Raw genomic sequence first — 23610 nt, 5'->3', positions numbered from 1 at the left:
CCATCACCATGAGAAGTGACTCTCATCGCCCGACGTTTCCGCTCTAGATATATAAGTTCTTCGGTGAGCCCCTGACCTCCCTTGAACTTAATTCAGTTTAACATATTATAAATTGTCAAAATGACGGGTCGGCGAAGGGCGTGTTCATCACCCATCGGCAAAGCAAAAGCTCGTCATCCCCTGTCGGCCCGACCGGAACCCCCGCTTCACGATTCCGCGGAGAGGGCGGGAGTCGGGCCACTGCATTGTTAGGCCCAGCGCCTGAAAAACCTTTTGAGGGCCGGAAGCTTAAAAAGTTCCCCAGATTATTCACCTCCGGTGGTTTTTATGAAAAGGAAGGGGATACTAATAATTCTTGACGGACTAGGCGACAGGCCGATAAAGGAGTTCGGCGGGAAGACGCCTCTCGAATACGCGAACACTCCCAACATGGATGAGCTTGCCCGAATTGGAATTCTGGGACAGCAGGATCCTATTAGGCCCGGTCAGCCCGCCGGGAGCGACACGGCTCACCTCAGCATCTTCGGCCACAATCCATACGAGACCTACAGGGGGAGAGGGTACTTCGAAGCCCTGGGAGTTGGCCTTGACCTTGACGAGGACGACCTCGCCTTTCGCGTCAACTTCGCGACCATCGAAAACGGGATAATCGTTGACCGCAGGGCGGGAAGGATAAGTACTGAGGAAGCTCACGAGCTTGCCAAGGCAATACAGGAGAACGTTAAACTGCCCGTGGAGTTCGTATTTAAGGGGGCCACAGGGCACAGGGCCGTTTTAGTGCTCAAAGGAATGGCCAAGGGATATCGCGTAGGGGAGAACGATCCGCACATCGAAGGAAAGCCTCCTCACACCTTCTCGTGGAAGGACGAAGAGAGCAGGAGGGTGGCAGAAATACTTGAGGAGTTCGTGAGGCAGTCTCACAAGGTTCTTGAGAAGCACTCAATAAACGAGAAGCGCAGGAAGGAGGGCAAGCCGGTAGCTAATTACCTGCTCATCAGGGGTGCCGGCACCTACCCGAACATCCCGATGAAGTTCACAGAGCAGTGGAAAGTTAAGGCTGGAGCCGTTGTTGCGGTTGCCCTTGTCAAGGGCGTCGCGAAGGCTATAGGATTCGACGTCTACACTCCAGAGGGAGCCACCGGGGAATACAACACCGATGCGATAGCCAAAGCCAAGAAGGTCATCGAGCTGCTCAAAGACTACGACTTCGTGTTCCTGCACTTCAAGCCTATCGATGCGGCAGGCCATGACAATAACCCGAGGCTTAAGGTCGAGATGATAGAGAAGGCCGACAGGATGATAGGCTACATAGTCGAGCACGTTAACCTCGATGAGGTCGTCATAGCGATAACTGGCGATCACTCGACGCCGTGCGAGGTCAAGAATCACAGCGGCGACCCGGTTCCGCTCCTGATTGCCGGAGGGGGTGTTAGAACGGACCACGCTCAGAGCTTCGGAGAAAGGGAGGCAATGAGAGGTGGCCTTGGCAGAATAAAGGGCCACGACATAGTTCCAATAATGATGGATCTAATGAACAGGAGCGAGAAGTTTGGGGCTTAGGTTGGTCGCTCTTCGTTTCTTTTTTTCACCTCGAGGCAGAGGGACATCGAGAGAAGGGTCATGAAAATCCTGTCAGCCAGTGCCAGCCTTTTGCTCCCGAGATCAACAATCAGGTAAACGATCCCCATGGCAATCGCTAGATATGAAGCGATTTCTCCCCGGGAGATCATTACATCCATCATGCGTATAGTGGGCTTTTAGCCTAAAAGAGTTCTAGACCGAAAACTTTATAAATCCTGCCCGCATATGTAACATTGAAGTTACACATGGAGGAGGTTGAAAACATGAGAAAGATATGGTTTGGAATTGGGCTAATTGCCCTGTTGATAGGAATGTCCTTGGGAGCGGTCTCAGCGTGGCGCGGTCAGCCAGGGCCAAACCCATACACCTCACATGGCGCCGTTCAGACGGCCCCAATGCTTAACAGAACGCTTACGAGCTACTACTCCGACCTCAGCCAGGAGGAGATAGACAGCCTACTGTACATGGTGGAGAAGGAGAAACTAGAGAGGGACGTTTACATCAAACTCTACGAGAAGTGGGGGCTTCCGGTGTTCCAGAACATAGCCAACAGCGAACAGAGGCACATGGACGCGGTTCTTTCGCTGATAGAGAAATACAATCTAACCGCTCCGGAAACTCTCGACCAGGTTGGAGTCTTCCAGAACGAGGAGCTTCAGGCCCTCTACGACCAGCTTGTTGAGAGGGGGAGCCAGAGCGTCGTTGATGCCCTCAAGGTTGGCGCGCTGATAGAGGAGACCGAAATAAAGGACCTAGAGGGCTGGATAGCTCAGACCGACAACGAGGACATCAAGCAGGTTTACGAGAACATCATGAAGGGCTCAGAGAACCACCTAAGGGCCTTCGCCGGCCAGCTTGAGGGGCTTGAAGTGAGCTACACCGCCCAAGTGCTACCCGGGGAGCAAGTGGATGAGATACTTACATCAGTTCCTGACCACGGGGCTGGAATGAAGGGGGCCGCCGTAGGTATGATGGGTACCTGCCACTGCGAGGCTAGAATCCAGAGCGGAATCGTCGATGGAATCGCCAACATGTTCAGACACGCCTGGGGCTGGATAAGGGGCTTTGCCAAGAGGATTGGAATGCCCCTTTGATGTGTTTCCCTTTCTAACTTTCTTTCCGGGAGGCGAACCGTTGGAGATGGTGAGTTCTCGCTCGACGAGTACGGCAACTACGTAGGCGGCATCAGTCTCCATAACCAGTGACTCAGCAACGGGAACTGCAACGTATTCCAGACGTCTCAACCATACTACCAAGACCTGAGTCAGGACGAAATTGACGCCCTCTGCATGCACGAGGAGCGAACAGACCCACATGGACATAGTCCTCTCGCCCTCAAGGCGGTCTTCGAGAGCCTAATGAAAGGCTTCAGAGAACCATCTCAGGGCCTTCACAAGGCTACTGGAGAACAGATACAACGTAACCCCATTCAAGGTAGTGGACCGCTGAGGCAGGAAACCTTTTTATCCTTGTCCTTTTCATCTTTTATTCGGTGTTTCAATTACACAAAGTCAAGAGTCACAGGGTCAAGAGTGATAGCCATGGTACAGACGATCGAGGAGCTCGTGAGGGTGGGCGAGGCCCTCGGCAATCCCGTGAGGGTTAGGATACTCAAGATGCTCTGCGAAAAGGAGTGGTATGTTTACGAACTCGCCAAAGAACTTGGAATATCGCGACAGCTCCTCTATCTTCATCTCAAGAAGCTCGAAAAAGCCGGACTGGTGGAGAGTGAGCTCCGCCTCGAACCCAATGACCCGAGGGCGAAGAAGTACTATCGTGCGAAGCAGTTCAGGATAGTCATCGACAACGAGTTGTTGAAGAACCTGGAGGGATGAAAAATGCCGTGGGGAGGGGGGTACATGTCAACGCCAAGTGGATGGATAAGCATAATCCTTAGTTTGATAGTTCTTGTGGTACTCATATTCGCGTTCTATCAGGTGAATAAGGTCCTGAACGAGTTCAAGGTTGAGATTGAGAGGCTCAAGAACGTGCTTGAAGAAACTAGGAAAAACACGGAAGAGGTAAAGAGAAAGCTGGAAGAAGTTTAACCGGAAAGCAGCTCCAGCTCCTTCCTATATATCTTCCAGTTGGCCGCAATGTGGAGTATTATCAGGAACATCATGAGGAGCCCGTACCTTGCCCTAAGCTTCAGGAAATCGAGCTGATTCATCCCCAGGAAAGTGCCCTGCCTTGCTGAGATGAACGTCCCCACGGTTATGAATATCACGCCCAAGAACGCAATCATCAGCACCGTAGTGAGGGCCGCCTTTATCCTGAGCTTTTTTCTAAGTTTTGGGTCGTTCTTTGCCTCTTCAATGGCCTTTGAAATCGGATCCATTGTATCACCCTACAGATGAAAAGCACTTGAAGTTCAAAAACTTTCACTTCCTAGGCTTGTCCACTCATCTAAGCGTTAAGACGCAAACCTTAATAAGTTCGGAAACCTATGGCCTTTAGGTGTCCACAATGAAAGACCTAAAGGTTATCGGCGATGACAAGGTTACGGCCATAGGGATAGGCACGTGGGGTATAGGGGGCTATGAAAGCCCCGACTACTCACGAGATCGCGAAAGCATCGCCGTTCTGAAGTACGGCCTCGAGCTCGGGATTAATCTTATCGACACGGCGGAATTTTATGGGGCAGGCCACAGCGAGGAGCTCGTGGGTGAGGCAATAAAAGAGTTCGAAAGAGATGACGTCTTCATCATCAGCAAGGTCTGGCCGAGTCACTTTGGCTATGAGAGTGCAAAGAAGGCCGCGAGGGCGAGTGTTAGAAGGTTAGGAACCTATATAGACCTCTACCTTCTCCACTGGCCGGGAGATAGCTTCGAGAGAATAAAGAAAACGCTCTGGGCCCTCGAAGACCTCGTGGACGAGGGGCTCATTCGCTACATTGGGGTCAGCAACTTTGACTTAAATCTCCTCATGCGCTCCCAAGAAGTCATGAGGAAGTATGAAATAGTCGCCAACGAGGTAAAGTACTCGATAAGGGACAGGTGGCCCGAAACTACCGGCCTCCTTGATTACATGAAGCGTGAGGGCATGGCCCTTATCGCTTACACGCCGCTTGAAAAGGGATCCCTCGCGAGAAACGAATGCCTGGCTAAGATTGGGAGAAGGTACGGTAAGACGGCTTCCCAGGTAGCTCTGAACTACCTCATCTGGGAAGAAAACGTTATAGCCATTCCGAAGGCCAGCAGGAAGGGGCACATCGAAGAGAACGCTGGTGCAATGGGGTGGCGCCTTAGCGAGGAGGATAGAGAAAAGGCCAAAAGATGCGTTTGATTTGCAAGCGCCTTTAGTACTGCTCCCGCATTGTCCTTATGACGGGGTCGTGGATTAGGGTAGATGTAATGCTGTCCACGGTGCGGAAGAATTCATCCTTTCCCTTTTCTAGCTCGAGGCTCTCGGCTCTTATAACCTTCCACTCTCTTCCCAAAATCCACTTCCCGAGGATAATCTTCTCCCTGCCGTTCTTCTTCGCGTCTATCCTTACGAGGCCGTAGGGGATGTCAGCCGTCCACCAGTTCGCCTTAAACGTGACCTTCCACCCGGCGTTCTCTACAGCCTTTGCGATCCTTTCCATCGTCTCAGAGGGACCAAGGGGCGTCTTGAAGATTATCACGAGCCAGAACGTATCACTCTCGATGTTATCCTTTATGACCCCCTCAATCATATTCCCACCCCCTTCGTTATCGCCCCGAACAGGAAACTAACAACCGCTATGAATGTAGCCAGCTTGAGGGCCCTTTGGGCCCTCCCCGCCACCTCGGGCCTAGGTTCCTTGAGCATATCAATACTTGCCTTGAGTATCATCCCATCCACAAGGATCATCGGAAGATAGCCAAGCCCTATTCCGGCCCTAATTGGAAGAAGGGACGCAAGGACTGTTAAGAAACCGAAGAGAGATGCTATCTCGGCTGCTTTTTTGGGGCTAGAAACTATGGGCAGGGTCCTCGCTCCGAGTCGCTTATCGCCTTCCACGTCCTCAATGTCCTTCATTATCTCGCGGGCGACGTTAACGAGGAAGGCACAGATTGCCAGGTAGCCTGCTAGACCTATCCTCCCAACGCCCAAGGCTCCATATATAGGGGTCGCACCCGTCAATAGGGCGACGGCCACGTTGCCAACGAAGGGAAGGGGTTTGAGCTTCCACGCGTAGATGAAGGTTAGGGTGTAGGCAGAGAAAGCGAAGATAAACGCCTTAAAGCCGAGGAAGTATGCAAAGGATAGGCCGAGGGCGTAGAGGAGGAGGGAGTAGTAGAGGGCAAGCCTCCTTGAGAGGGCTCCCCGAGGTAGGGGCCTGTTCGGCCTGTTTATCATGTCGATTTCGTAGTCGAAGTAATCATTTACTGTATTTCCACCGGCACAACCGAGGAAGACCACGAGGAACACGATGAGAAGTCTGTCTATGGGAGGAACGCCTTCATAGGCGACGAGGGCCCCCAGAACACCCACTAAACCTGCGAGAAGGCAGTTGTGTGGCCTAATTATCTCCAGCAGGGCTCTCGTCTCCATTAGCTTCCCCTGAGGAAGTCCCCGGAGGGGTTTAAAAAGCTTGACCATATGGAGAAAGGTTTATAAAGGGCCCGGTCCATCCGAGGACAGCAAAAGACAAAAGCTCCAATTCTCGGAGGTGTGGGGAGTTGGCAGAGGCTGTTGAGATGAAGTTCGAGATACCCGTGTGCACGTCGTGCGGAAGGGAGATAACGCCCAGGGAGCACGCTACTCACTTCGTCTGTCCCAACTGCGGCGAAGCGATAATATGGCGGTGTGAGTCCTGCCGCGTGCTCGCCAAGCCTTACAAGTGCCCTAAGTGCGGATGGGAGGGACCGTGAATGAGCGACTTCAACGTCGTTGGAGTTATTAAGGTTATGCCAACCGACCCGGAGGTCAACCTCGACGAGCTCGAGGAGAAGCTAAAGGCAGTGATACCGGAGAAGTATGGCCTCGCGAAGGTTGAGCGAGAGCCAATCGCATTTGGCCTCGTGGCCCTGAAGTTCTACGTCCTTGGGAAGGACGAGGAGGGCTACTCCTTCGACGAGGTCGCCGAGCTCTTCAGAAAAGTTGAGAACGTCGAGAGCGCCGAGGTCGAGACCGTTTCAAGGATTTGAGTTAGAGGCCAAAGGTCAGCTTCGGCCTCTTCCACTCGTCGAGGATAAGCCTCAGCTCCTCGTTCTTTACCTTTGAATAGAGCTCCTCGAAGCGCTTCTTTGCCTCTTCGTCGCCCTCCCGCCACCGTGCCAGCTCCCCGATGGCTCTGAAGAAGTCGGCAGTGTCGTCCTCGAAGGCCTCGGCTAGTAATCCAACATTCTCGTATACGTCCCCGTATGCCCCCTCGTCCAGAAGGTCCTCCAAGAAGTCCACCAGCGTGTCAAAGACCAGACTGAAGAGCTCCTCCTTTTCATTCGTCTTCAACAGAGCATCTCTCAGCGCTGTGAACGCGGCCCTGTAGTTCTTCCTCCCGGCGTGTATCTCGGCCTCAACCAGCCTCGCGTTAACCTCTATCTCGTCGTTCCTCGGATTTCTCAGAACCTCCCTTATGAGAGCCTCAGCCTCGTCGTAGTGGCCCAGCTCGTAGTGGAAGTGGGCCAAGTCTATAAGGCTCGTCAGCAGATTAACCTCGTCCCCAAGCCTCTCGAATATATCCCTTGCCCTTTCCATAAGGGCAACGGCCTTCTCGACCTCGCCGAGCTCGTCATGGCTCACCGCTAGGTGGGCAAGCGTTAGGGCTGTCTCTCTCTCGTTACCAATCTCCTCCTCAAGCTTGAGGAGTTGTTCGTAAACCTCTATGGCCTTTTCCGGCATGCCGAAGTGCTCATAGGCATCGGCCAGGTAATATAGGGCCACAGCATATTCATCAGGATCGTCCTTCTTCCGCTTCGCTATGCGTTTGTAAATCTCGATGCCCTTCTCCGTCTCGCCCAAGTGGGAGTAGACATGGGCAACCTCATAAGCGAGATCGTAAGGGTCGTCGCATTCGACAAGGACATCCCCAAGTCTTTTAAGCTCTCCTCTAAGGGTCTCTTCGTCCTCTATCTCCTCGATGTAATCGTCAAATAGCTCAAGCAGTCTCCCACAATCCCTCTCGTTTAGGGCTTTCTCCCATTCGGCCTTGATATCGCCCACACTTATCACCGCACTTAGTCGGCAGGAACCGTTAAAAAGATATGGCCGGAGTTTGGCAACATTTAAATATTTTCTCCTAAACGAATAACCTTATGGTGATTGTGGCATGAGGAAGATCGGCGGTGTTTTGCTCGCGACCCTACTGCTAGCGGCCGTGATGGTGAGCGGGTGCATAGGTGGGAAAGAGGAGGCAAAGGTAGTCTGGGCCTCTACCCAGCTTAATCCGCCCGAAGAAAGGGCCTTCGTTCTCGAGAAGCTACTGCCACCCTTCAAGGACGAGACCGGCATAGACGTCGAGTTCGTCCCGCTGAGCTACGCTGACCTCTCAACGAGGCTCGCAGGTGAGATGGAAGCCGGAAAGGTAACCATAGACGTCATAGGCGACCTCCACGGCGGCCTCGATTACTTCAACTCCCAGGGCTGGCTCATGGACCTCAGCGACAAGAAGCTCGAGGGTAGGACCTTCATCGAGAGCTTTATGAAGTACGCCACCGACAAGGACGGCAAGATCTTCTACATACCTTGGATGAGCGCCACCTACGTGATGGTCATCAACAAGGACGCCTTCAAGTACCTGCCGGCCGGTCTGACGGAGGAGGATGTCATAAAGGGGACCGAGAAGTGGACGTACGATGCCCTCCTTGAGTGGGCCAAAAACATCTACGAACAGACCGGCAAGAAGGCCCTAGGATTCCCGGCAGGTCCAAAAGGACTCTTCCACAGGTTCCTCCACGGCTACCTCTACCCGAGCTTCACGGGCTACGAGGCAAAGAACTTCGACACTCCAGAGGCCGTTAAGATGTGGAACTACCTCAAGGAGCTCTGGCAGTATGTGAACCCGACTTCCACGACCTGGGATTCCATGGCAGATCCACTGCTACAAGGAGAAGTCCTCATAGCCTGGGACCACACCGCGAGGATCAAGAACGCCATAGAGACCAAGCCAGACCAGTTTGTCGTCGTTCCCGTCCCGAGGGGACCTAAGGGCAGGGGATTCATAGTCGTTCTCGCTGGTCTTGCGATACCGAAGAACGCGCCGCACCCGGAGGAGGCTTGGAAACTCATCGACTACCTCACGAGGCCGGAGGTGCAGGTGGAGATCCTGAAGAACGTTGGCTTCTTCCCGACCGTCAAGGAGGCGGCCGACGCGGTTCCTGAGGGGCCGCTCAAGATCCTCGCCAACGGAGTAGCTGCGCAATCCTCGACCAAGGACGCCCTCATAGTCATGATTCCCAACCTTGGCGAGAAGGGCGGTGAGTTCAGCGCCATCTACAGGGAGGCCTTTCAGAGGATAGTGCTCCAGGGCGAGGACCCCGCCAAGGTCACTGCAGAGCTCAAGCCGAAGCTCTATGGTCTTTTCCAGGAGAAGGGTCTCGAGGTACCGTGAGGGTCGGCCATGAGGACCCGACACCTTCCCTACCTTTTAATTTTGCCAGCCCTTGCATACCTACTTTTCTTTATCGGCTATCCGCTTCTAGAGGCCCTTTATCTGGCCTTTACGAAGAATGGAACCTTCTCCCTTGAAACCGTTAGGAGGGCCACCTCCGATCCCATGTTCTGGAAGGCCCTGAAGTACACCCTCGCCTTCGCCGCCGTGATAGTTCCCTTACAGCTGGTTCTCGCGCTTATCCTTGCTTTGGCCGTTAATAGAGCCTTTAGAGGGAAGGATTTAGCTATATACGTTCTCGTGATTCCCTTAACTATAAGCGACGTTGCGGCAGGTTTAATATGGTATACGATGCTCTCGGACCACGGCTTTATGAACAAGCTCCTCATGAACCTTGGTATCATAAGCGAGCCTATTCACTTCTTCGGTTACCAGTACAGGAACATGGAGTTCCTTGCCATAGTGATTGCCGAGCTATGGAGGGCCACCGCGATAGTCTTTGTGATAATCCTCGCTGGACTCCAGATGATAAGCCGGGAGTACCTCGAGGCGGCAGAGGTCTTCGGTGCGGGTTATTGGACGAGGCTCAGGAGGATAGTCATTCCTATGCTCAAGCCCAGCATTCAGAGCGCCCTCATAATCAGGACTCTCTTCGCGATGCAGGTCTTTGGCGTCGTCTGGATACTGGCGGGTAGAGACATACCGGTGCTTGCTGGTGAGGGATTCTATCAGCTCACTGAGATAAAGGATTATGGGGTTGCATCAATATATGCCCTTACGATAGCTCTACTCTCAATAGTTCTCGGAGCACTCTACGTTAAGTTCCTCAAGGCGGAGTACTTGGAGGTGAGGCAATGAACGACAAGACGAAGTTCATGCTCAAGAAGATCGCTTTCTATGCCTTTATATTCACGGTTGTCGCCTGGATAGTAATCCCTATCATAGTCTCGACACTTTACGCCTTCTCCAGCAAGCTCGACTACTACGATCCCGAGAAGGTTGTCCCAACGAACTTCACGACGGCGTGGGTGAAGACGATACTCTTCACCCTTGGGGCGTGGGACGGCATAAAGAACAGCGTTGTTGTGGCCCTGCTGACGATAGCCATAAGCTTCTCCCTTGGCATTCCAGCGGGCTATGCTGTCGCTCGCTTTGCCTTCCGCGGTAAAGACACCATAAAGCTTTCCATCGTGGCCTTGAGAATGTTCCCAATCCCGGTCATGGCAATTCCCCTGGTCGTTCTATACATAAGGCTGAACCTCATAGACACCCTACTTGGCGTGGCTTTGGCCCACACGGCCATGGCCCTACCCTTCGTCGTCCTCATAACGTCGAGTATCTTCGGAAGCGTCGAAAAGGAACTCGAGGAGGCCGCCATGGTCTTCGGCCTCACGAGGCTCGGCGCGTTCCTTAAGATAACATTGCCCCTTGCCCTCCCGGGCCTCGCGGCGGCCGCCATGTTCACCTTTGTAATGAGCTGGAACGAGGTGTTCGTTGCCTCGATATTGACGCTTCATAATAGGACCTTGCCGGCTCAGATACTCTCCATAGTAGCGGGAGCGAGTGGGGGGGCAGCTCCAGCTTATTACAAGTTTGCAGCGGCCTTCATAATGACCCTTCCAGCCATGATGTTCGTGTTCTTCGCGAGACGCTACCTCGTGACGATGTGGGGCATAACCCTGAGGTGATGCTCATGGTCGAGGTTCGATTGGAGAACCTGAAGAAGTATTTCGACGGTGGGAAAGTGAAAGCTGTCGACGGTGTCAACCTGACGATAAAAGACGGTGAGTTCCTTGTTTTGCTCGGGCCAAGCGGTTGCGGTAAAACCACGACGCTCAGGATGATAGCAGGTCTAGAGGAGCCCACGGAAGGCAGGATTTGGTTCGGCGATAGGGAAGTAACTTATCTCCCGCCAAAGGACAGGAACATAAGTATGGTCTTCCAAAGCTATGCCGTGTGGCCTCACATGACCGTTTACGAGAACATCGCCTTTCCCCTGCAGATCAGGAAGTTTCCGAGGGATGAAATCGATAAGAGGGTTAGGTGGGCAGCCGAACTTCTCCAGATAGAGGGTCTTCTTGACCGATATCCAGCGCAGCTAAGCGGTGGTCAGAGGCAACGCGTTGCCGTCGCGAGGGCCATAGTGGTTGAGCCAGATGTCTTACTTATGGATGAGCCGCTGAGCAACCTTGATGCCAAGCTGAGGGTGGCTATGAGGGCCGAGATAAAGAAGCTTCAGACGAGGCTGAAAGTAACGACAATTTATGTTACCCACGACCAAGTTGAGGCCATGACCATGGGCGACAGAATTGCGGTGATGAATGCCGGTAAGGTACTCCAAGTCGGTCCTCCGACGGAGGTCTACCTAAAGCCCAACTCCGTCTTTGTGGCAACGTTCATTGGGGCTCCCGAGATGAACATATTGGAGGTCAGCGTGGCCGATGGATATCTTGAAGGGAGGGGATTTCGCATAGAGTTGCCAGATGACATAATGGAAATTCTCAGGCCATACATCGGAAAGGGCGTTCTCTTCGGGATAAGACCGGAGCATATGACTGTGGAGGGAGTCAGCGAGATGAGCCACATGAGGAGAACGGTAAGGCTCAGGGGCAGGGTTGACTTTGTCGAGGCCCTTGGCACCGATACCATACTCCACGTAAAGCTTGGGGATGAGCTGATTAAGGTTAAACTTCCGGGTCACGTTCCCCTCGAAGTCGGCAAGGAGGTAACCTTGTTGCTCGACATTGATATGATTCACGTGTTCGACAAGAGCTCGGAGAATGCGATAATCTAGCCAACTTCCCTCCCTGCCTGTTTCGTTTGTTGAGACGTTGGTCAGGCTACTAAGAAGTTCAGAAACCATAAGTTGAGAATATTTGGTTTTAAAAAGTGTTAAAAATCTCCCAATTCTATCCAGGTCCGTATTACTAAATTGGAATTCAGTGGCACAAGGTGGTGGACACAATGGGAACCCAAAGGGAGCTACTTAACCTGATTCTGGTGGGAGTTTTGATTTTCAGTGTCATGGCAGGCGGTTGCATAAGTGTCAACGAGACCTCAAAACCAACAGCGCCCCTCACTACTACCAATGGCGAGGCAGCCCCTGCACAAGGATCCACAATGACGGCTTCCCAATATCCTATAACAATCACGGACTTTGCTGGCAGGAAAGTGACGATAGAAAAGCCGCCAGAGAGAGTTATCGTCCTTACGAGCTATTGGGCCGAAATTTTGTGCATTCTTGGAGTTCAAGACAGGATTGTGGGCATTGGAAAGTACATCCCTTACGATCCATATATTCCAGATGAGGTTAAAAAGAAGCCCGTAGTGGGGAGTAGCTTCAAAGGGTTAAACTGGGAAACCGTTGCAAGCTTGAATCCAGATTTAATAATCGTGGACTGGTATGGAGGAAAGTACAAAGACGCTGAGACGATTAAGAAAGCTGAAGAGCTTGGAATACCCGTTATAGCTCTGAGTGCAAAGAGTGTTGAGGACAACATCAGGGTTGTTGAGATTTTAGGAAAAGTTTTCGGAAAAGAGGAGAAAGCTGAGGAACTTGCAAGCTGGATGAGGGAAAGGCTGGATGAAATTAACAAAATAGCCGGTCAGATTCCGGCAGATAAGAAAAAGAACGTTCTTCTCATAAGTGCTCCGAAGGACATAGGTGGTCCAATCACCGTTTATGCAAGGGGAAGCGCATGGGCAAGCATCGTTGAGCTCGTCGGCGCTCACAACTTGGCTTTTGATAAGGAATTTGACACCCAGTGGCCAAAGCTTGATCTTGAGAAGATAATCGCTTATTGGGGAGACAAGGCTGATGTCATAATAGTTGTTTCATTCAGCAAAGAGAGGCTTGAAAAGGCGGTAAACGGCATCAGAAATGACCCAAGATGGAGGGAAATAAAGGCGGTTAAAGAAGGCCACGTATATGGAATACAGGCAGGCTCTAAGGCCTTCTTGGACTGGGGACCGAGGATAATAGTTGGCGTCTATCAGATGGGCGGATTAATTTATCCCGAGTATTATCCCGAGTGGAAGCCAATAGCAAAGGAGCTGCTTGAGAAATTCTATGGAATCAAATACGAAGCTCCAGTAACCGTCATGGACTCAATGGGGAGGAAAGTGACCTTTGAAAAAGTTCCCGAGAGAGTAATCGTTCTGAGCAGTTACTGGGCTGAGGTAATGCACTGCCTTGGACTCGACGACAAAATTGTTGGCATAGACACATCAACACCAAAGAACCAGTTCCTTCCCGACAGCGTTAGGCAGAAACCTCAGGTGGGCTCAACTTGGTCGGGCATAAACTGGGAGACCGTTGCAAGCCTAAACCCGGATTTAATAATCATGGGGCGCTGGAAAGGCGGCTTCACTAAGGGTGAGCAGGAAGTTATTGAGAGGTCAAAAGAACTTGGAATCAAGGTTCTTGCATTTGGAATTCCTGATTCTAATGTAACCGGAACGGAAATGCCATACGAAAACATCAGGATAATAAGGGTTCTCGGGAAGGTCTTTGATAAAGAGAAGAAGGCCGAAGAATTAGCGAGCTTCCTTGAGAAATACTACAACGAAGCTTTGGAGATAGCAAGCAAGATACCAGCAGACAAAAAGAAGAACGTTCTCGTAATTTACGGCTCCTCCGTGGTTGGAAAATATGCCACCGGTGCAATAAGCATCTCCTATAAGGGCTCAGCTTACGCTCAAGCCGTTGAGCTTGTAGGGGCACACAACGTTGCTTTCGACTACAACTTCTCAACGCAGTATCCAAAGCTTGACCTTGAAAAGCTCATAGCGTACTTTGGAGATAAGACAGATGTTTTAATAGTGGTTGACTGGGATCCCAAGAGGCTTCCCGAAGCAGTCAAAAAGATAAAAAGCGACCCTGCATGGCAGGAAATCAAAGCTGTCAAAGAAGGGAACGTCGTTGGAATATTAGTGAGCTCATGGAGAAAAGATGCTGTTGCTCTTTATGGACCAAGATTCATCACCGGGATTTATGCTTTTGGACATGCAATTTATCCAGAATATTACCCGGACTGGAAGCCGATATACGAGGAGATTCTCAAGAGGTTCTACGGCATGGAGGGGTGATCATGAGAAAGTTTCTCTTTCTTTTCCTTTTAGCTTCTCCAATTTTTGCGTTCCTCATAAGCCTGTGTATTGGAACGTATCATATGCCACTTCCCGCCATCGTGGATATGGTTGTATTAAAGACCTTTCAGCTTGTTTCTGGAATTTTGGCTAAAGTAACTTTTGGGAAACTTGACTTCACTGTTCAAATTCCCTATCCAAGCGTTTATCAGACTATTCTTTTCAAAATAAGGCTCCCAAGGGTCATTTTAGCAATGATTGTTGGTTCGGCACTAGCCATTTCTGGCGCTGTGCTGCAGGCAATATTTAGGAATCCCCTTGTGAACAGCTATATTTTGGGAATTTCGGCAGGAGCAGCTTTTGGCGCTGCTTTGGCTATAGGTCTTTCCTTAAGCTTGGGAATAGCACCTTTAGCCTTTGCCTTTGCTATACTTGCTGTGTTCTTGACAACTTCTCTGGCCAAAATTGGTGGAAAAATAACACCTGTTTCGCTTGTTCTTGCAGGAGTGATTGTTAATGCATTCTTTTCTGCTTTAACATCCCTTCTAAAGTTCCTGATGGAGCATGAAAAGCTGGCGAGTGTTGTTTACTGGCTCATGGGGAGCTTTGCAGATGCGGACTGGCATTCGGTCAAGATAGCTTTTCCCGTTATTTTTCTTGGGTGTTTGTTGGTTTATCTAATGCGCTGGCAGCTGAATGTCCTGTCTTTTGGCGACGAAGCTAAAATCGTTGGGGTTGAAACTGAAAAGCTGAAGCTTGCTTTTATCGTAATAATCTCTCTCATAACCGCTGTTTCAGTTGCTTTCTGTGGGATAATCGGATGGGTAGGGTTGATGATTCCGCACATTGTTAGGATGGCATTCGGGCCAGATCATAAAACTCTAATACCTCTAACAATAACTGTGGGAGCATCATTCATGGTTTTGGCTGATACATTGGCGAGATCAATTGCCACTTATGAAATTCCAATAGGGATTTTAACGACCTTGCTTGGGATCCCGTTTTTCGCTTATCTGCTGAGGAAGACGGGCGGTGGTTGGAATGCTTGAAGTTAAAGGATTATCATTCAGCTACGGTGATTTTAGCGTTGAAGATGTCTGCTTTGAGGTGAGAGAGGGTGAGATTTTGACCCTGCTCGGTCCAAACGGCAGTGGGAAAACAACGATTCTGAAAAGCATTTACGGGTTGCTGAAGCCAAAGAAAAAGTGCGTCTTTGTGAATGGTAAAGACTTTCACTCGCTCTCTTTAAAGGAAAGAGCCAAGTTAGCTGGTTATGTCCCTCAGTCACATCATCCTCCTTTCCCCTACACGGTTTTAGATGTGGTCGTTATGGGATTGGCATCTCAGCTTGGAGTTTTTGAGAGCCCAAGGAAGGAGCACTATCAAAAGGCTCTGGAGAAGCTCAAGCTCATAGGAATGGAGCGATTTAAGGATAGGCCCTACACCCAGCTCAGCGGAGGGCAGCTGCAGCTTGTTCTTATAGCGAGGGCCCTTGTGCAGGAGCCAAAGGTTCTCCTCTTAGATGAGCCCACTGCTCACTTGGATTTTAAAAACCAGGTGAAGGTTCTCGGGATTGTGAAGAGATTAGCAAAAGAGGAAGGCATCTCTGCGGTTATGACGCTTCACGACCCGAATTTGGCCTCGCTGTATTCGGATAGGATTGCCCTTGTTAAAGAAGGCAGAATTAGAGCTATAGGGAAGCCAAATGAGATTCTAAGAGAGGAAATTCTTGAGGAAGTATATGGCGTTCCAATATGCATTCTTGAATTCAACGGATTTAGACTTATACTTCCAAGAACAGAGGTGGTCTGAAAGTGGAGCTGCTGACAACCTCGGTTGCGATTGCACTCAATTTCCTGAAGCGCTCTGTCCCCGGGCTGCTTATTGGGATATTCATAGCTGAGCTTCTAATCGAGAAGGGCATAGTGGAGAAGATATCTTTCATTGGCAAACCATTCGTTAAGCTCTCAAACCTGCCAGGGGAGTGTGCATTAGCCTTTGCAACAGCTTTTTTGAACACGAGGGCAGCCAATGCCATGCTTGTGGATTTTTATAGGGAGAGCAAAATTGGAAAGAGGGAGCTCTACATTGCCTCGCTCATGAACGCTTTCCCTGCAATGGTTAGGCACTGGAATTCTCTAATCCCTGTTCTCCTGGCTACACTCGGAAAGCTTGGCTTGCTCTACTTTGGAATTTTGGTTTTCATAGGGCTAATCCAGACAACTGTTTTTGCAGTGGCTGGGAAAATTTTGATTAAAAATCCAAGAGAAATCAGCAATTCTCAAAAGCGGATGAGGAAGAAAAAGCCTTTTAAAGATGCCTTAAGAAATGCTTTGACAAAAACAAAGAAAACTTCACTCCAAATTCTGAAGACCATGATCATAGTGACCTACATAACGGCTCTGCTCATAGCGGTTGGGTTCTTCAATCATCTAAGTGACCTCGTGAGGAGCTTTGCACGATCCCTGCCCTTTTCGCCCGAAGAATTAAGCGTCGCATTGAGTGCAATGGCTGGCAGCATAGCAACCTATACCCTCGGTGCAAACCTCTTAAAAGCTGGTTTAATAAGCGAAAAAGCTCTAATAAGGGCTCTTCTTCTTGGTTCGATTTTTGCAAACATAACCTTCCTAAGGGTGCTGATTCCATATTATGTCGGGCTCTATGGTCCAGGAGATGGGATAAAGCTCATGCTTATCTCAATGGCAACGAGGAGCGTGATTATATTGTGCGTTATCGCCGTTATGGGGGTGGTGTTGTGATATGTTTGATCATAGGTTATGGGGCAAGGGCTTTGCCTTTGCTTCAGGAAATCCTCAGAGAAGAAAGAATAGAGGGCATTGTGCTCACTGACCAGAACTGTGAGAGGGAGCTGGAAAAGGTAGAGAAAGCCGAGGTTATCTTCATATATGCCCACGAGCTTCCTGAAACAGTCGTCGAAAAAATTAAAGAAACCAAAGCTAAAGTCATTGCCTGTGCCGGGCTTGAAAGCCTGACCAACGTTCCAGAAGAAGTTATAATCAAGGCGAAGACATATTATGTCCTTGGGGGCGAGAAAAATCTCAGAAATCTGGTCAGATTTTTAGCAAGCTTAACTGGGAAGGCAATTGAATATGAAGAACCGGAAGAAGTTCCCATGGATGGGATTTACCACCCAGATCTTGGGACATTTGAAAGCTTGGACAGATATCTGGAGGTTTACACGAAAAGACCGCTTGTTGGAGTCCTATTCTGGAGGAGCGCCTGGCTTTATAAGGAATTTAAACTGATTAGGGAGCTCATCAAAGCCCTTGAAGAAGAAGGCTTCGGTGTGATTCCTGTTTTCACATACGGAAAAGACCCGACGACAGGACTTGGAAGGGAGAAGAGCGAAGCTGTTGAAGAGTTCTTCATGAAGGATGGAAAGCCGATTATAGAAGCTTTGGTTAGCTTAATTTCCTTCGGTACGGTTGATTTAAAGAATCTGCAAAAGCTCAACGTTCCAGTTTTTGCCCCGATAAGGTCTTACTACCAGTCCCTTGAAGAGTGGGAGAAGAGCAAGCAAGGCGTTGACTATATGACCCAGGTTTATGGGGTGATAATCCCAGAAGTTGCGGGGGCAATTGAGCCAATTTTCATAGCTGGGACCAGAAACATTGAAGGTTACAAGGTTGGAGAACCTTACGAAGAGCACATGAAATATTTAGCCAAAAGGGTAAAGAAGTGGGTCGAGCTCAGGAAGAAGCCAAAAAGCGAGGTTAAAATTGCTATAGTCCTAATAAACCCCCCATGTAAGGGGCTTGAGGCGAATGTTGGTGTGGGTCTCGGCTTGGATGTTCCCGAGAGCGTCGTAAGGCTCTTGCACAAGCTTAAGGAGGAAGGTTATTACGTCGGCGAGAACATTCCAAAGACGGGGGAAAAGCTGATAAAGCTGATTTTGAAGAGAAAAGCGATAAGCGAGTTCAGATGGACGAGCGTTGAAGAGATAGTCAAAAGCGGCGGAGCAATTGATTTCGTAAGCCTGGAGGAGTATCTGGAGTGGCTCAACGAGCTTCCGGAAGATTTGAGGGAGAGAATCATTAAGGACTGGGGAAAGCCAGAGGATGTTCTGGCTGGAAAGGTGGACAAAGCGCTGGTTGGAATGGTCTATGATGGGAAGTTTGTAGTTCCGGGAATAAGGTTTGGGAACGTCTTCATAACCCCTCAGCCAAAGTTCGGCTGTGCTGGAGCAAGGTGCGACGGAAAAGTTTGCAGAATTCTGCACGATCCAACGATAGTCCCGCCGCACCAGTGGTGGGCGGTGTACAGGTGGATAACGCGCAAATTTGGGGCTGATGTAATGATACACTTCGGAACCCACGGCTACTTAGAGTTCAGGCCCGGGAAAGGCGTTGGGCTTTCTCCTTCATGCGTTCCCGAGGCTAGCTTAGATGATGTTCCTCACCTCTACGTTTACGCCGTCTCCAACCCAATGGAAGGCGTCATAGCCAAGAGGAGAGGCTACGCAACGCTTATAGACCACATGTATCCTCCAATGGGGATGGCAGAAGTTCTGGATGATTTGGATTCCCTCCTAACCCAGTATGCAAAGGCAAAGAGTCTCGGCGATGAGGCAAGGAGAAGGAAGATTTACGAGCAGATTTTAGAAAAAGCTAAGGAAAATAAGCTGAGAATAGCCAATCCGGAAGACGAAGAGCAGACGATAGAGGAAATACATCGCTACGTCGAGCTGATGAGAGGTTCCCAAATAAATCTCGGCCTTCACATCTTTGGACATCCACCAGAAGAGCCTGAGAGGCTGGCAGAATACGTTGCCACGGCGATGGCATATGACTCCTACTACTCTCCTTCAATCAGGCGTGTTGTGGCTGAGGCATTGGGCTTTAACTACGATGAGATAAGAAAGAACCCTCTTGGAACTACAAACGGCTTCACGAACAGAGAACTGCTTGAGATTTTCCACAGGATAGCCGTTAAGAGCTTAGAGCGTCTGCTTAAGGGAGAGAGCTTTGAAGTTATTGAGGAAGAGATTGAAAAGTTTGGATTCAAAGTTAAGGAGAAAGAAAAGCTTGAAGAAGCGTTCAGGAAAGCTCTTGAGGTTGCCAGAAGAATAGTTGAATGTGAAAAAGAATATGACGGTTTTCTCAACGGACTGGCCGGAAAATACGTCGAACCCGGCCCGTCGGGAGCGATAACAAGAGGAAAGTTTGAGATTTTGCCGACGGGGAGGAACTTCTATGCTGTCGACCCGAGAACCCTACCAACCAAGGCGGCATGGCAGATAGGGGTTGAAACCGCTGAAAAGCTTTTGAAAGCTTACAAAGAGAAGCACGGGAAATATCCAGAAAGCGTTGGGCAGGTTCTCTGGAGCATAGACGGTTATAAGGCGGATGGAGAGCAGATAGCTCAAATCCTCTACCTGATTGGGGTTAGGCCGGTCTGGAAGGGAGATACGGTTGCCGGCCTTGAGGTAATTCCCTTGGAGGAGCTCGGAAGGCCAAGGATTGATGTTCTGGTCAGAATAAGTGGAGTCGTGAGGGACACATTGCCAAACTACATCTACCTGATTGATGAGGCCATAGAAAAGGTCGTTATGCTGGATGAGCCTTTAGAGATGAACTACATCAAAAAACACTACATTGAGCACATTAAAAAGCTGGTCGAGCTCGGAAAGAGCTTTGAAGAAGCCCAAAGGTTTGCGAGGTTCAGGGTTTTCTCGGCTCCACCCGGTACCTACGGGGCTGGAGTGAATTTAGCTGTTGAATCCTCTGCCTGGAAAAGTGATGAGGATTTAGCAAAAGTTTGGGTTCAGTGGAGCGGCTATGCTTATGGAAAAGATGCCTTTGGCGTTGAGGCTCACGAATCATTGGTTTTGAACTTAAAGGAGGTTGACATCGTTAACAGAAACCACATAAGCGACGAGCACGACCCGACGAACTGCTGTTGCTACTTCGCTTATCATGGTGGATTTAAGGCGGCTGTTGATGCCTTAACGGGCAAGAACGTTGAAGTGGTTCAGACGGACACGAGGGATGTAAGCGATGCCAAAATAGTTGACATGAAAGTTGAGCTTGAGCGCGTTGTGAGGGCGAAGCTGCTCAATGATAGGTGGATTGAGGATATGAAGAAGCACGGCTATCGCGGTGCCGCCGAGTTCTCAAAGAAGATTCTTCACTTGTACGGCTGGGAGACAACGACGAAGCTCGTTGAAGATTGGGTTTTTGACGAGATAGCGCGGAGGTATGTTTTGGACGAGGAGATGAGGAGATGGTTCGAGGAGCACAACCCCTACGCTCTTGAGGAGATTGCAAGGCGTTTGATTGAAGCCTATGAGCGCGGCCTGTGGAAGACGAGCGATGAATTGATTGAAAGGCTCATGGAGGTCTATTCCGAGATTGAGGGGATTTTGGAGGAGAGCCTTGGGGAAGGAGAAGTTCAGGGTGGAACTATCGAAATCTACACGGCTGAGGATGATGAACACTGGAGTGAAAAAATTGAGGAGGTGGATAAAATATGGAGCCTCGTGAAAAACGCTTAGTATTTCCATTCTCCGCAATAGTCGGGCAGGAAAAGGCTAAATTAGCCCTACTCTGTGTAGCCGTTAATCCCCTAATCGGTGGTGTCCTGCTTAAAGGAGATAAGGGGACAGGAAAATCAACCTTGGTTAGGGCTTTAGCCAACGTTTTGCCAGAAATTGAAGTCGTTGATGGCTGTCCCTTCAACTGCAATCCAAGGAATCCCCTAGAGATGTGCGACTCCTGCTACGAGCGCTATGAGAAAGGCGAGGAACTACCAGTGACAAAGAGGAAGATGCGCGTTGTTGATTTGCCTCTTAGCGTTACAATAGATAGACTCGTTGGGACCGTTGATGTTGAGAGATTTTTGAAGGAGGGCAAAAAAGCCCTACAACCAGGAATTTTAGCAGAGGCGAACAGAAACGTGCTCTACATAGACGAGGTGAACCTGCTCGATGATTACATAGCCGACTCACTTTTAGATGCCGCGGCAATGGGGTGGAACACGATAGAGAGGGAAGGAATCTCTTTCAGGCACCCCGCCCGCTTCATCCTGGTGGGAAGCATGAACCCCGAGGAGGGCGAGCTGAGGCCACAGATACTCGACAGATTCGGCTTATGCGTTGAAGTTTCAGCACCAATGAACCCGGAGGAGAGGATAGAGATAGTTAGGAGAGTTGAAGAGTTCCATGAAGACCCGATAAGCTTCTATAAGAAGTTTGAGAGCGAAGAGAAGAAGCTCACGGAGAGGATCGTTAAGGCAAGGGAGATTCTGCCGAAGGTCGAGATAAGCGACGATCTGCTGAAACTTTTAGCCGAAACTGTAATTAATTTGGGAATCAAAACCAACAGGGCTGAGATAGCCACGATAAAGACGGCTAAAGCAATAGCCGCCCTAAACGGAAGGAGAAGGGTCTCACTGGAAGACTTGGAGAAGGCTATGGAATTAGCTTTACCGCACCGCTTGAGGGACAAGCCCTTCCAAAAGCCACCGCAGATGAGGCCCCCAAAGCCTAAAGAGGATAAGGAGCACGATCACGACCACGAACATAACCATAAGCATGAGCACAAGAAGGAAGAAAAAAGTGAAAGCACTCGAAGTCAGGGGATTGGAAATTTAGAACAGAATTTTCGCTCAAGCGAAGCTAAAATCCCAAGGATAGAGAGCAAAAACTTTGATGGAGACGAATTCACCAGCAACCGTTCCTCAAGGGACGTCAGCATCACGGTGATAAACTACCCCAGAGGCATTCCGATTTCATACCTTCCACCTATCAACGGCGAACTTAAAGACGTTGATTTCTACAACTCCTTGATTTGGGCAGTGTTGAACGGCAAAAAGCCGCCGATAAAACTCGATCTAAACGACATCCGCGTCAGGATCAGGAAAGCAAAGGCACCAACGCTCTGGGTCCTGCTCCTGGATTCGAGCGGAAGCATGGCAGTGCAGAAGAGAATCAGCATAGCAAAGGGAATAGCGGAAAAGCTGGTTGAGAACGGATATACAAAGCGGTCAAAGATGGCCTTGATAGTTGCGAAAGGTAATCAGGCGGAAATATTCGTTCCACCTACGAAGAACTACTGGGAAGTGCTTGAGAAAATAGAGAGCGTTCCAACTGGAGGGAGAACGCCTTTAAGCTCTGCCCTCTATAATCTTCTTCTGCTTGCTGAACGTGAGAGGAGAAAAGACAAGTCCCTGAAAGTCAGGGCGTTCTTGATAACCGACGGAAAGGCCAACGTGTCGCTCTTTGGGAAGCGAATTAAAGATGAAATAACGGAGCTGGCAAGGGCCCTGAAGAGGAAAGAAATAGAGCTTAACGTCTACGACACAAGAGGAAGAGGGATACATCCAGGTATTTCGTATGTCCAAATTTTAGAAAAAGTCGCAAACGCTAAAGTCTATAGGATATGAAGATCATCATTGAGCCGAAATTTTTTAGATACTTATTTTTGGGTGCTATTTTTCTCGAAAAGGTTAGGATGTGGTTTGTTTGGGTAAATGGTGGGTTGTGGGGGGTTTGGAAGTCTTTAGTAATTTTTTGTTAGTATATGGCATTTTGTTGTGTTTTCTCGCGTGTTTTGTAACGAAATTTTTTTCGGAATTTGGAGTGGGGCAAGGAGGGCACTCCTTTCACCCCAAACCCTACTAGAATCGTATTTTTTCCAAATCTCTAACATAAAAAGTCTTGATTTTTGATTTAATTGGTTGAGAAACCGTTGGAAGCCTTATGATCACTTTCGATCATTGAAATTATGGGGTTTTTTAGAAGCTTTTTACCAAAAGTTTTGACTCCTCAAGACTGCATTTCAAGCCCTCTCAAGGCCTCGTTAAGACCCCCTCGCCAAAAGATTTATAAAATCCAAGACTCCCAAGAAAAGCATAGAAGAAAACAAGCAAAAAACCCACCTGTTCCAATAAGACTCAAAGAGAATTGAAAGGATAGAATTATCATAAAAAAGGTGGGGGGCAATGGATAGTTCCAATAAGACTCAAAGAGAATTGAAAGGCAAAAGCCGGACGGCTGAGCTGAAGGAAATTTGGGCCCGGCCGGGTTCCAATAAGACTCAAAGAGAATTGAAAGTCATAGTACAGCTTAACGCAACTTCCGTATGGATGCTGTTCCAATAAGACTCAAAGAGAATTGAAAGGCTTCTTCTTCTCGTTGTAGTGCTCTATTGGGACAACGGTTCCAATAAGACTCAAAGAGAATTGAAAGCCTTCTTCCCCTCCTTCACCCAGGCCAACAGGCTGGAGTTCCAATAAGACTCAAAGAGAATTGAAAGATGTAACCAGGATTTTGTGTGTGTCCGTGTGAGAGTGTTCCAATAAGACTCAAAGAGAATTGAAAGGGCTGCTCCAGACGAGATAACAACCAGAAACGTTGAAGTTCCAATAAGACTCAAAGAGAATTGAAAGCGTGGGGTGGATCTGAA

At 49.5% G+C, this 23610-nt stretch carries 22 protein-coding genes and 1 CRISPR repeat array (1 of these 23 only partly in view); of the genes, 17 read left to right on the top strand and 5 right to left on the bottom strand.

What is annotated here, in order from left to right; translation table 11 throughout:
* Positions 1 to 327 precede the first annotated feature (327 nt).
* Complete coding sequence (locus PYCH_RS00305) at positions 328 to 1560, top strand: 2,3-bisphosphoglycerate-independent phosphoglycerate mutase (RefSeq protein ID WP_013904838.1); 1233 nt, start codon at positions 328 to 330, stop codon at positions 1558 to 1560.
* Here the strand turns inward: PYCH_RS00305 and PYCH_RS09720 are convergent.
* Entirely contained in the window at positions 1557 to 1739 is a 183-nt protein-coding gene (locus tag PYCH_RS09720; RefSeq protein ID WP_148236174.1) for a hypothetical protein, read from the bottom strand. The genes PYCH_RS00305 and PYCH_RS09720 overlap by 4 nt on opposite strands.
* Before the next feature lie 105 nt (positions 1740 to 1844).
* On the opposite strand from PYCH_RS09720, the gene PYCH_RS00300 reads away from it, so the two are divergent.
* The 3 genes from PYCH_RS00300 to PYCH_RS00290 all read left to right on the top strand — a co-directional run bounded on the left by PYCH_RS00300 (position 1845) and on the right by PYCH_RS00290 (position 3629).
* Positions 1845 to 2675 (top strand): DUF2202 domain-containing protein, encoded by an 831-nt coding sequence (locus PYCH_RS00300; protein WP_048058320.1) that lies wholly within the window; start codon positions 1845 to 1847, stop codon positions 2673 to 2675.
* A 447-nt stretch (positions 2676 to 3122) separates the two neighbouring features.
* Entirely contained in the window at positions 3123 to 3416 is a 294-nt protein-coding gene (locus PYCH_RS00295; RefSeq protein WP_048058123.1) for an ArsR/SmtB family transcription factor, read from the top strand.
* A 24-nt stretch (positions 3417 to 3440) separates the two neighbouring features.
* Positions 3441 to 3629, top strand: coding sequence for a hypothetical protein (locus PYCH_RS00290; protein WP_013904834.1), 189 nt, complete (start codon positions 3441 to 3443; stop codon positions 3627 to 3629).
* On the opposite strand, the gene PYCH_RS00285 is transcribed toward PYCH_RS00290, so the two are convergent.
* Positions 3626 to 3919: a hypothetical protein gene (locus PYCH_RS00285; RefSeq protein ID WP_013904833.1), complete on the bottom strand. Its 294-nt coding sequence runs from the start codon at positions 3917 to 3919 to the stop codon at positions 3626 to 3628. The genes PYCH_RS00290 and PYCH_RS00285 overlap by 4 nt on opposite strands.
* Before the next feature lie 128 nt (positions 3920 to 4047).
* Between PYCH_RS00285 and PYCH_RS00280 the strand changes: the two genes are divergently transcribed.
* Positions 4048 to 4866 carry an aldo/keto reductase gene (locus PYCH_RS00280; RefSeq protein ID WP_013904832.1) on the top strand — a complete coding sequence of 273 codons (819 nt, stop codon included), beginning with the start codon at positions 4048 to 4050 and terminating at the stop codon, positions 4864 to 4866.
* A gap of 13 nt (positions 4867 to 4879) precedes the next feature.
* Here the strand turns inward: PYCH_RS00280 and PYCH_RS00275 are convergent, their stop codons facing one another.
* The gene (locus tag PYCH_RS00275; protein ID WP_013904831.1) at positions 4880 to 5257 is read right to left on the bottom strand and encodes a hypothetical protein; all 378 of its coding nucleotides are present in this window, start codon (positions 5255 to 5257) and stop codon (positions 4880 to 4882) included.
* Entirely contained in the window at positions 5254 to 6099 is an 846-nt protein-coding gene (locus PYCH_RS00270) for a geranylgeranylglycerol-phosphate geranylgeranyltransferase (protein ID WP_048058122.1), read from the bottom strand. Before PYCH_RS00270 ends, PYCH_RS00275 begins: the two co-directional genes overlap by 4 nt.
* Positions 6100 to 6245: 146 nt before the next feature.
* Between PYCH_RS00270 and PYCH_RS00265 the strand changes: the two genes are divergently transcribed.
* The gene (locus PYCH_RS00265; protein WP_048058319.1) at positions 6246 to 6419 is read left to right on the top strand and encodes a zinc finger domain-containing protein; all 174 of its coding nucleotides are present in this window, start codon (positions 6246 to 6248) and stop codon (positions 6417 to 6419) included.
* Positions 6420 to 6695, top strand: coding sequence for an elongation factor 1-beta (locus PYCH_RS00260; protein ID WP_013904829.1), 276 nt, complete (start codon positions 6420 to 6422; stop codon positions 6693 to 6695).
* A gap of 1 nt (position 6696) precedes the next feature.
* Here the strand turns inward: PYCH_RS00260 and PYCH_RS00255 are convergent, their stop codons facing one another.
* Entirely contained in the window at positions 6697 to 7710 is a 1014-nt protein-coding gene (locus PYCH_RS00255; RefSeq protein WP_013904828.1) for a tetratricopeptide repeat protein, read from the bottom strand.
* A gap of 106 nt (positions 7711 to 7816) precedes the next feature.
* Between PYCH_RS00255 and PYCH_RS00250 the strand changes: the two genes are divergently transcribed.
* The 10 genes from PYCH_RS00250 to PYCH_RS00205 all read left to right on the top strand — a co-directional run bounded on the left by PYCH_RS00250 (position 7817) and on the right by PYCH_RS00205 (position 22588).
* Entirely contained in the window at positions 7817 to 9097 is a 1281-nt protein-coding gene (locus PYCH_RS00250) for an ABC transporter substrate-binding protein (protein WP_013904827.1), read from the top strand.
* 9 nt (positions 9098 to 9106) lie between these two features.
* Positions 9107 to 9955 (top strand): carbohydrate ABC transporter permease, encoded by an 849-nt coding sequence (locus tag PYCH_RS00245; protein WP_013904826.1) that lies wholly within the window; start codon positions 9107 to 9109, stop codon positions 9953 to 9955.
* Positions 9952 to 10785 (top strand): carbohydrate ABC transporter permease, encoded by an 834-nt coding sequence (locus tag PYCH_RS00240; protein ID WP_013904825.1) that lies wholly within the window; start codon positions 9952 to 9954, stop codon positions 10783 to 10785. Before PYCH_RS00245 ends, PYCH_RS00240 begins: the two co-directional genes overlap by 4 nt.
* 5 nt (positions 10786 to 10790) lie before the next feature.
* A complete protein-coding gene (locus PYCH_RS00235) occupies positions 10791 to 11891 on the top strand; it encodes an ABC transporter ATP-binding protein (protein ID WP_013904824.1) in 1101 nt (366 codons plus the stop codon).
* Positions 11892 to 12061: 170 nt separating this feature from the next.
* Entirely contained in the window at positions 12062 to 14185 is a 2124-nt protein-coding gene (locus PYCH_RS00230) for an ABC transporter substrate-binding protein (protein WP_048058121.1), read from the top strand.
* A 2-nt stretch (positions 14186 to 14187) separates the two neighbouring features.
* Positions 14188 to 15234, top strand: coding sequence for a FecCD family ABC transporter permease (locus tag PYCH_RS00225; protein WP_013904822.1), 1047 nt, complete (start codon positions 14188 to 14190; stop codon positions 15232 to 15234).
* Complete coding sequence (locus tag PYCH_RS00220; RefSeq protein ID WP_013904821.1) at positions 15227 to 15997, top strand: ABC transporter ATP-binding protein; 771 nt, start codon at positions 15227 to 15229, stop codon at positions 15995 to 15997. The genes PYCH_RS00225 and PYCH_RS00220 overlap by 8 nt, the downstream gene beginning before the upstream one ends.
* Positions 15998 to 15999: 2 nt before the next feature.
* The gene (locus PYCH_RS00215) at positions 16000 to 16944 is read left to right on the top strand and encodes a hypothetical protein (protein WP_013904820.1); all 945 of its coding nucleotides are present in this window, start codon (positions 16000 to 16002) and stop codon (positions 16942 to 16944) included.
* On the top strand, positions 16941 to 20699 hold the full coding sequence (gene cobN, locus PYCH_RS00210) for a cobaltochelatase subunit CobN (protein WP_013904819.1): 3759 nt from the start codon (positions 16941 to 16943) through the stop codon (positions 20697 to 20699). The genes PYCH_RS00215 and cobN overlap by 4 nt, the downstream gene beginning before the upstream one ends.
* Entirely contained in the window at positions 20675 to 22588 is a 1914-nt protein-coding gene (locus PYCH_RS00205; protein ID WP_013904818.1) for a VWA domain-containing protein, read from the top strand. Before cobN ends, PYCH_RS00205 begins: the two co-directional genes overlap by 25 nt.
* A 497-nt stretch (positions 22589 to 23085) precedes the next feature.
* A CRISPR array of direct repeats spans positions 23086 to 23610; the repeat unit is 30 nt; unit sequence GTTCCAATAAGACTCAAAGAGAATTGAAAG; it runs 461 nt beyond the window's last position.

The sequence above is a fragment of the Pyrococcus yayanosii CH1 genome, from assembly GCF_000215995.1.
Classification (GTDB): Archaea; Methanobacteriota_B; Thermococci; order Thermococcales; family Thermococcaceae; genus Pyrococcus; species Pyrococcus yayanosii.
This window is presented reverse-complemented; position numbering and strand designations above follow the sequence as displayed.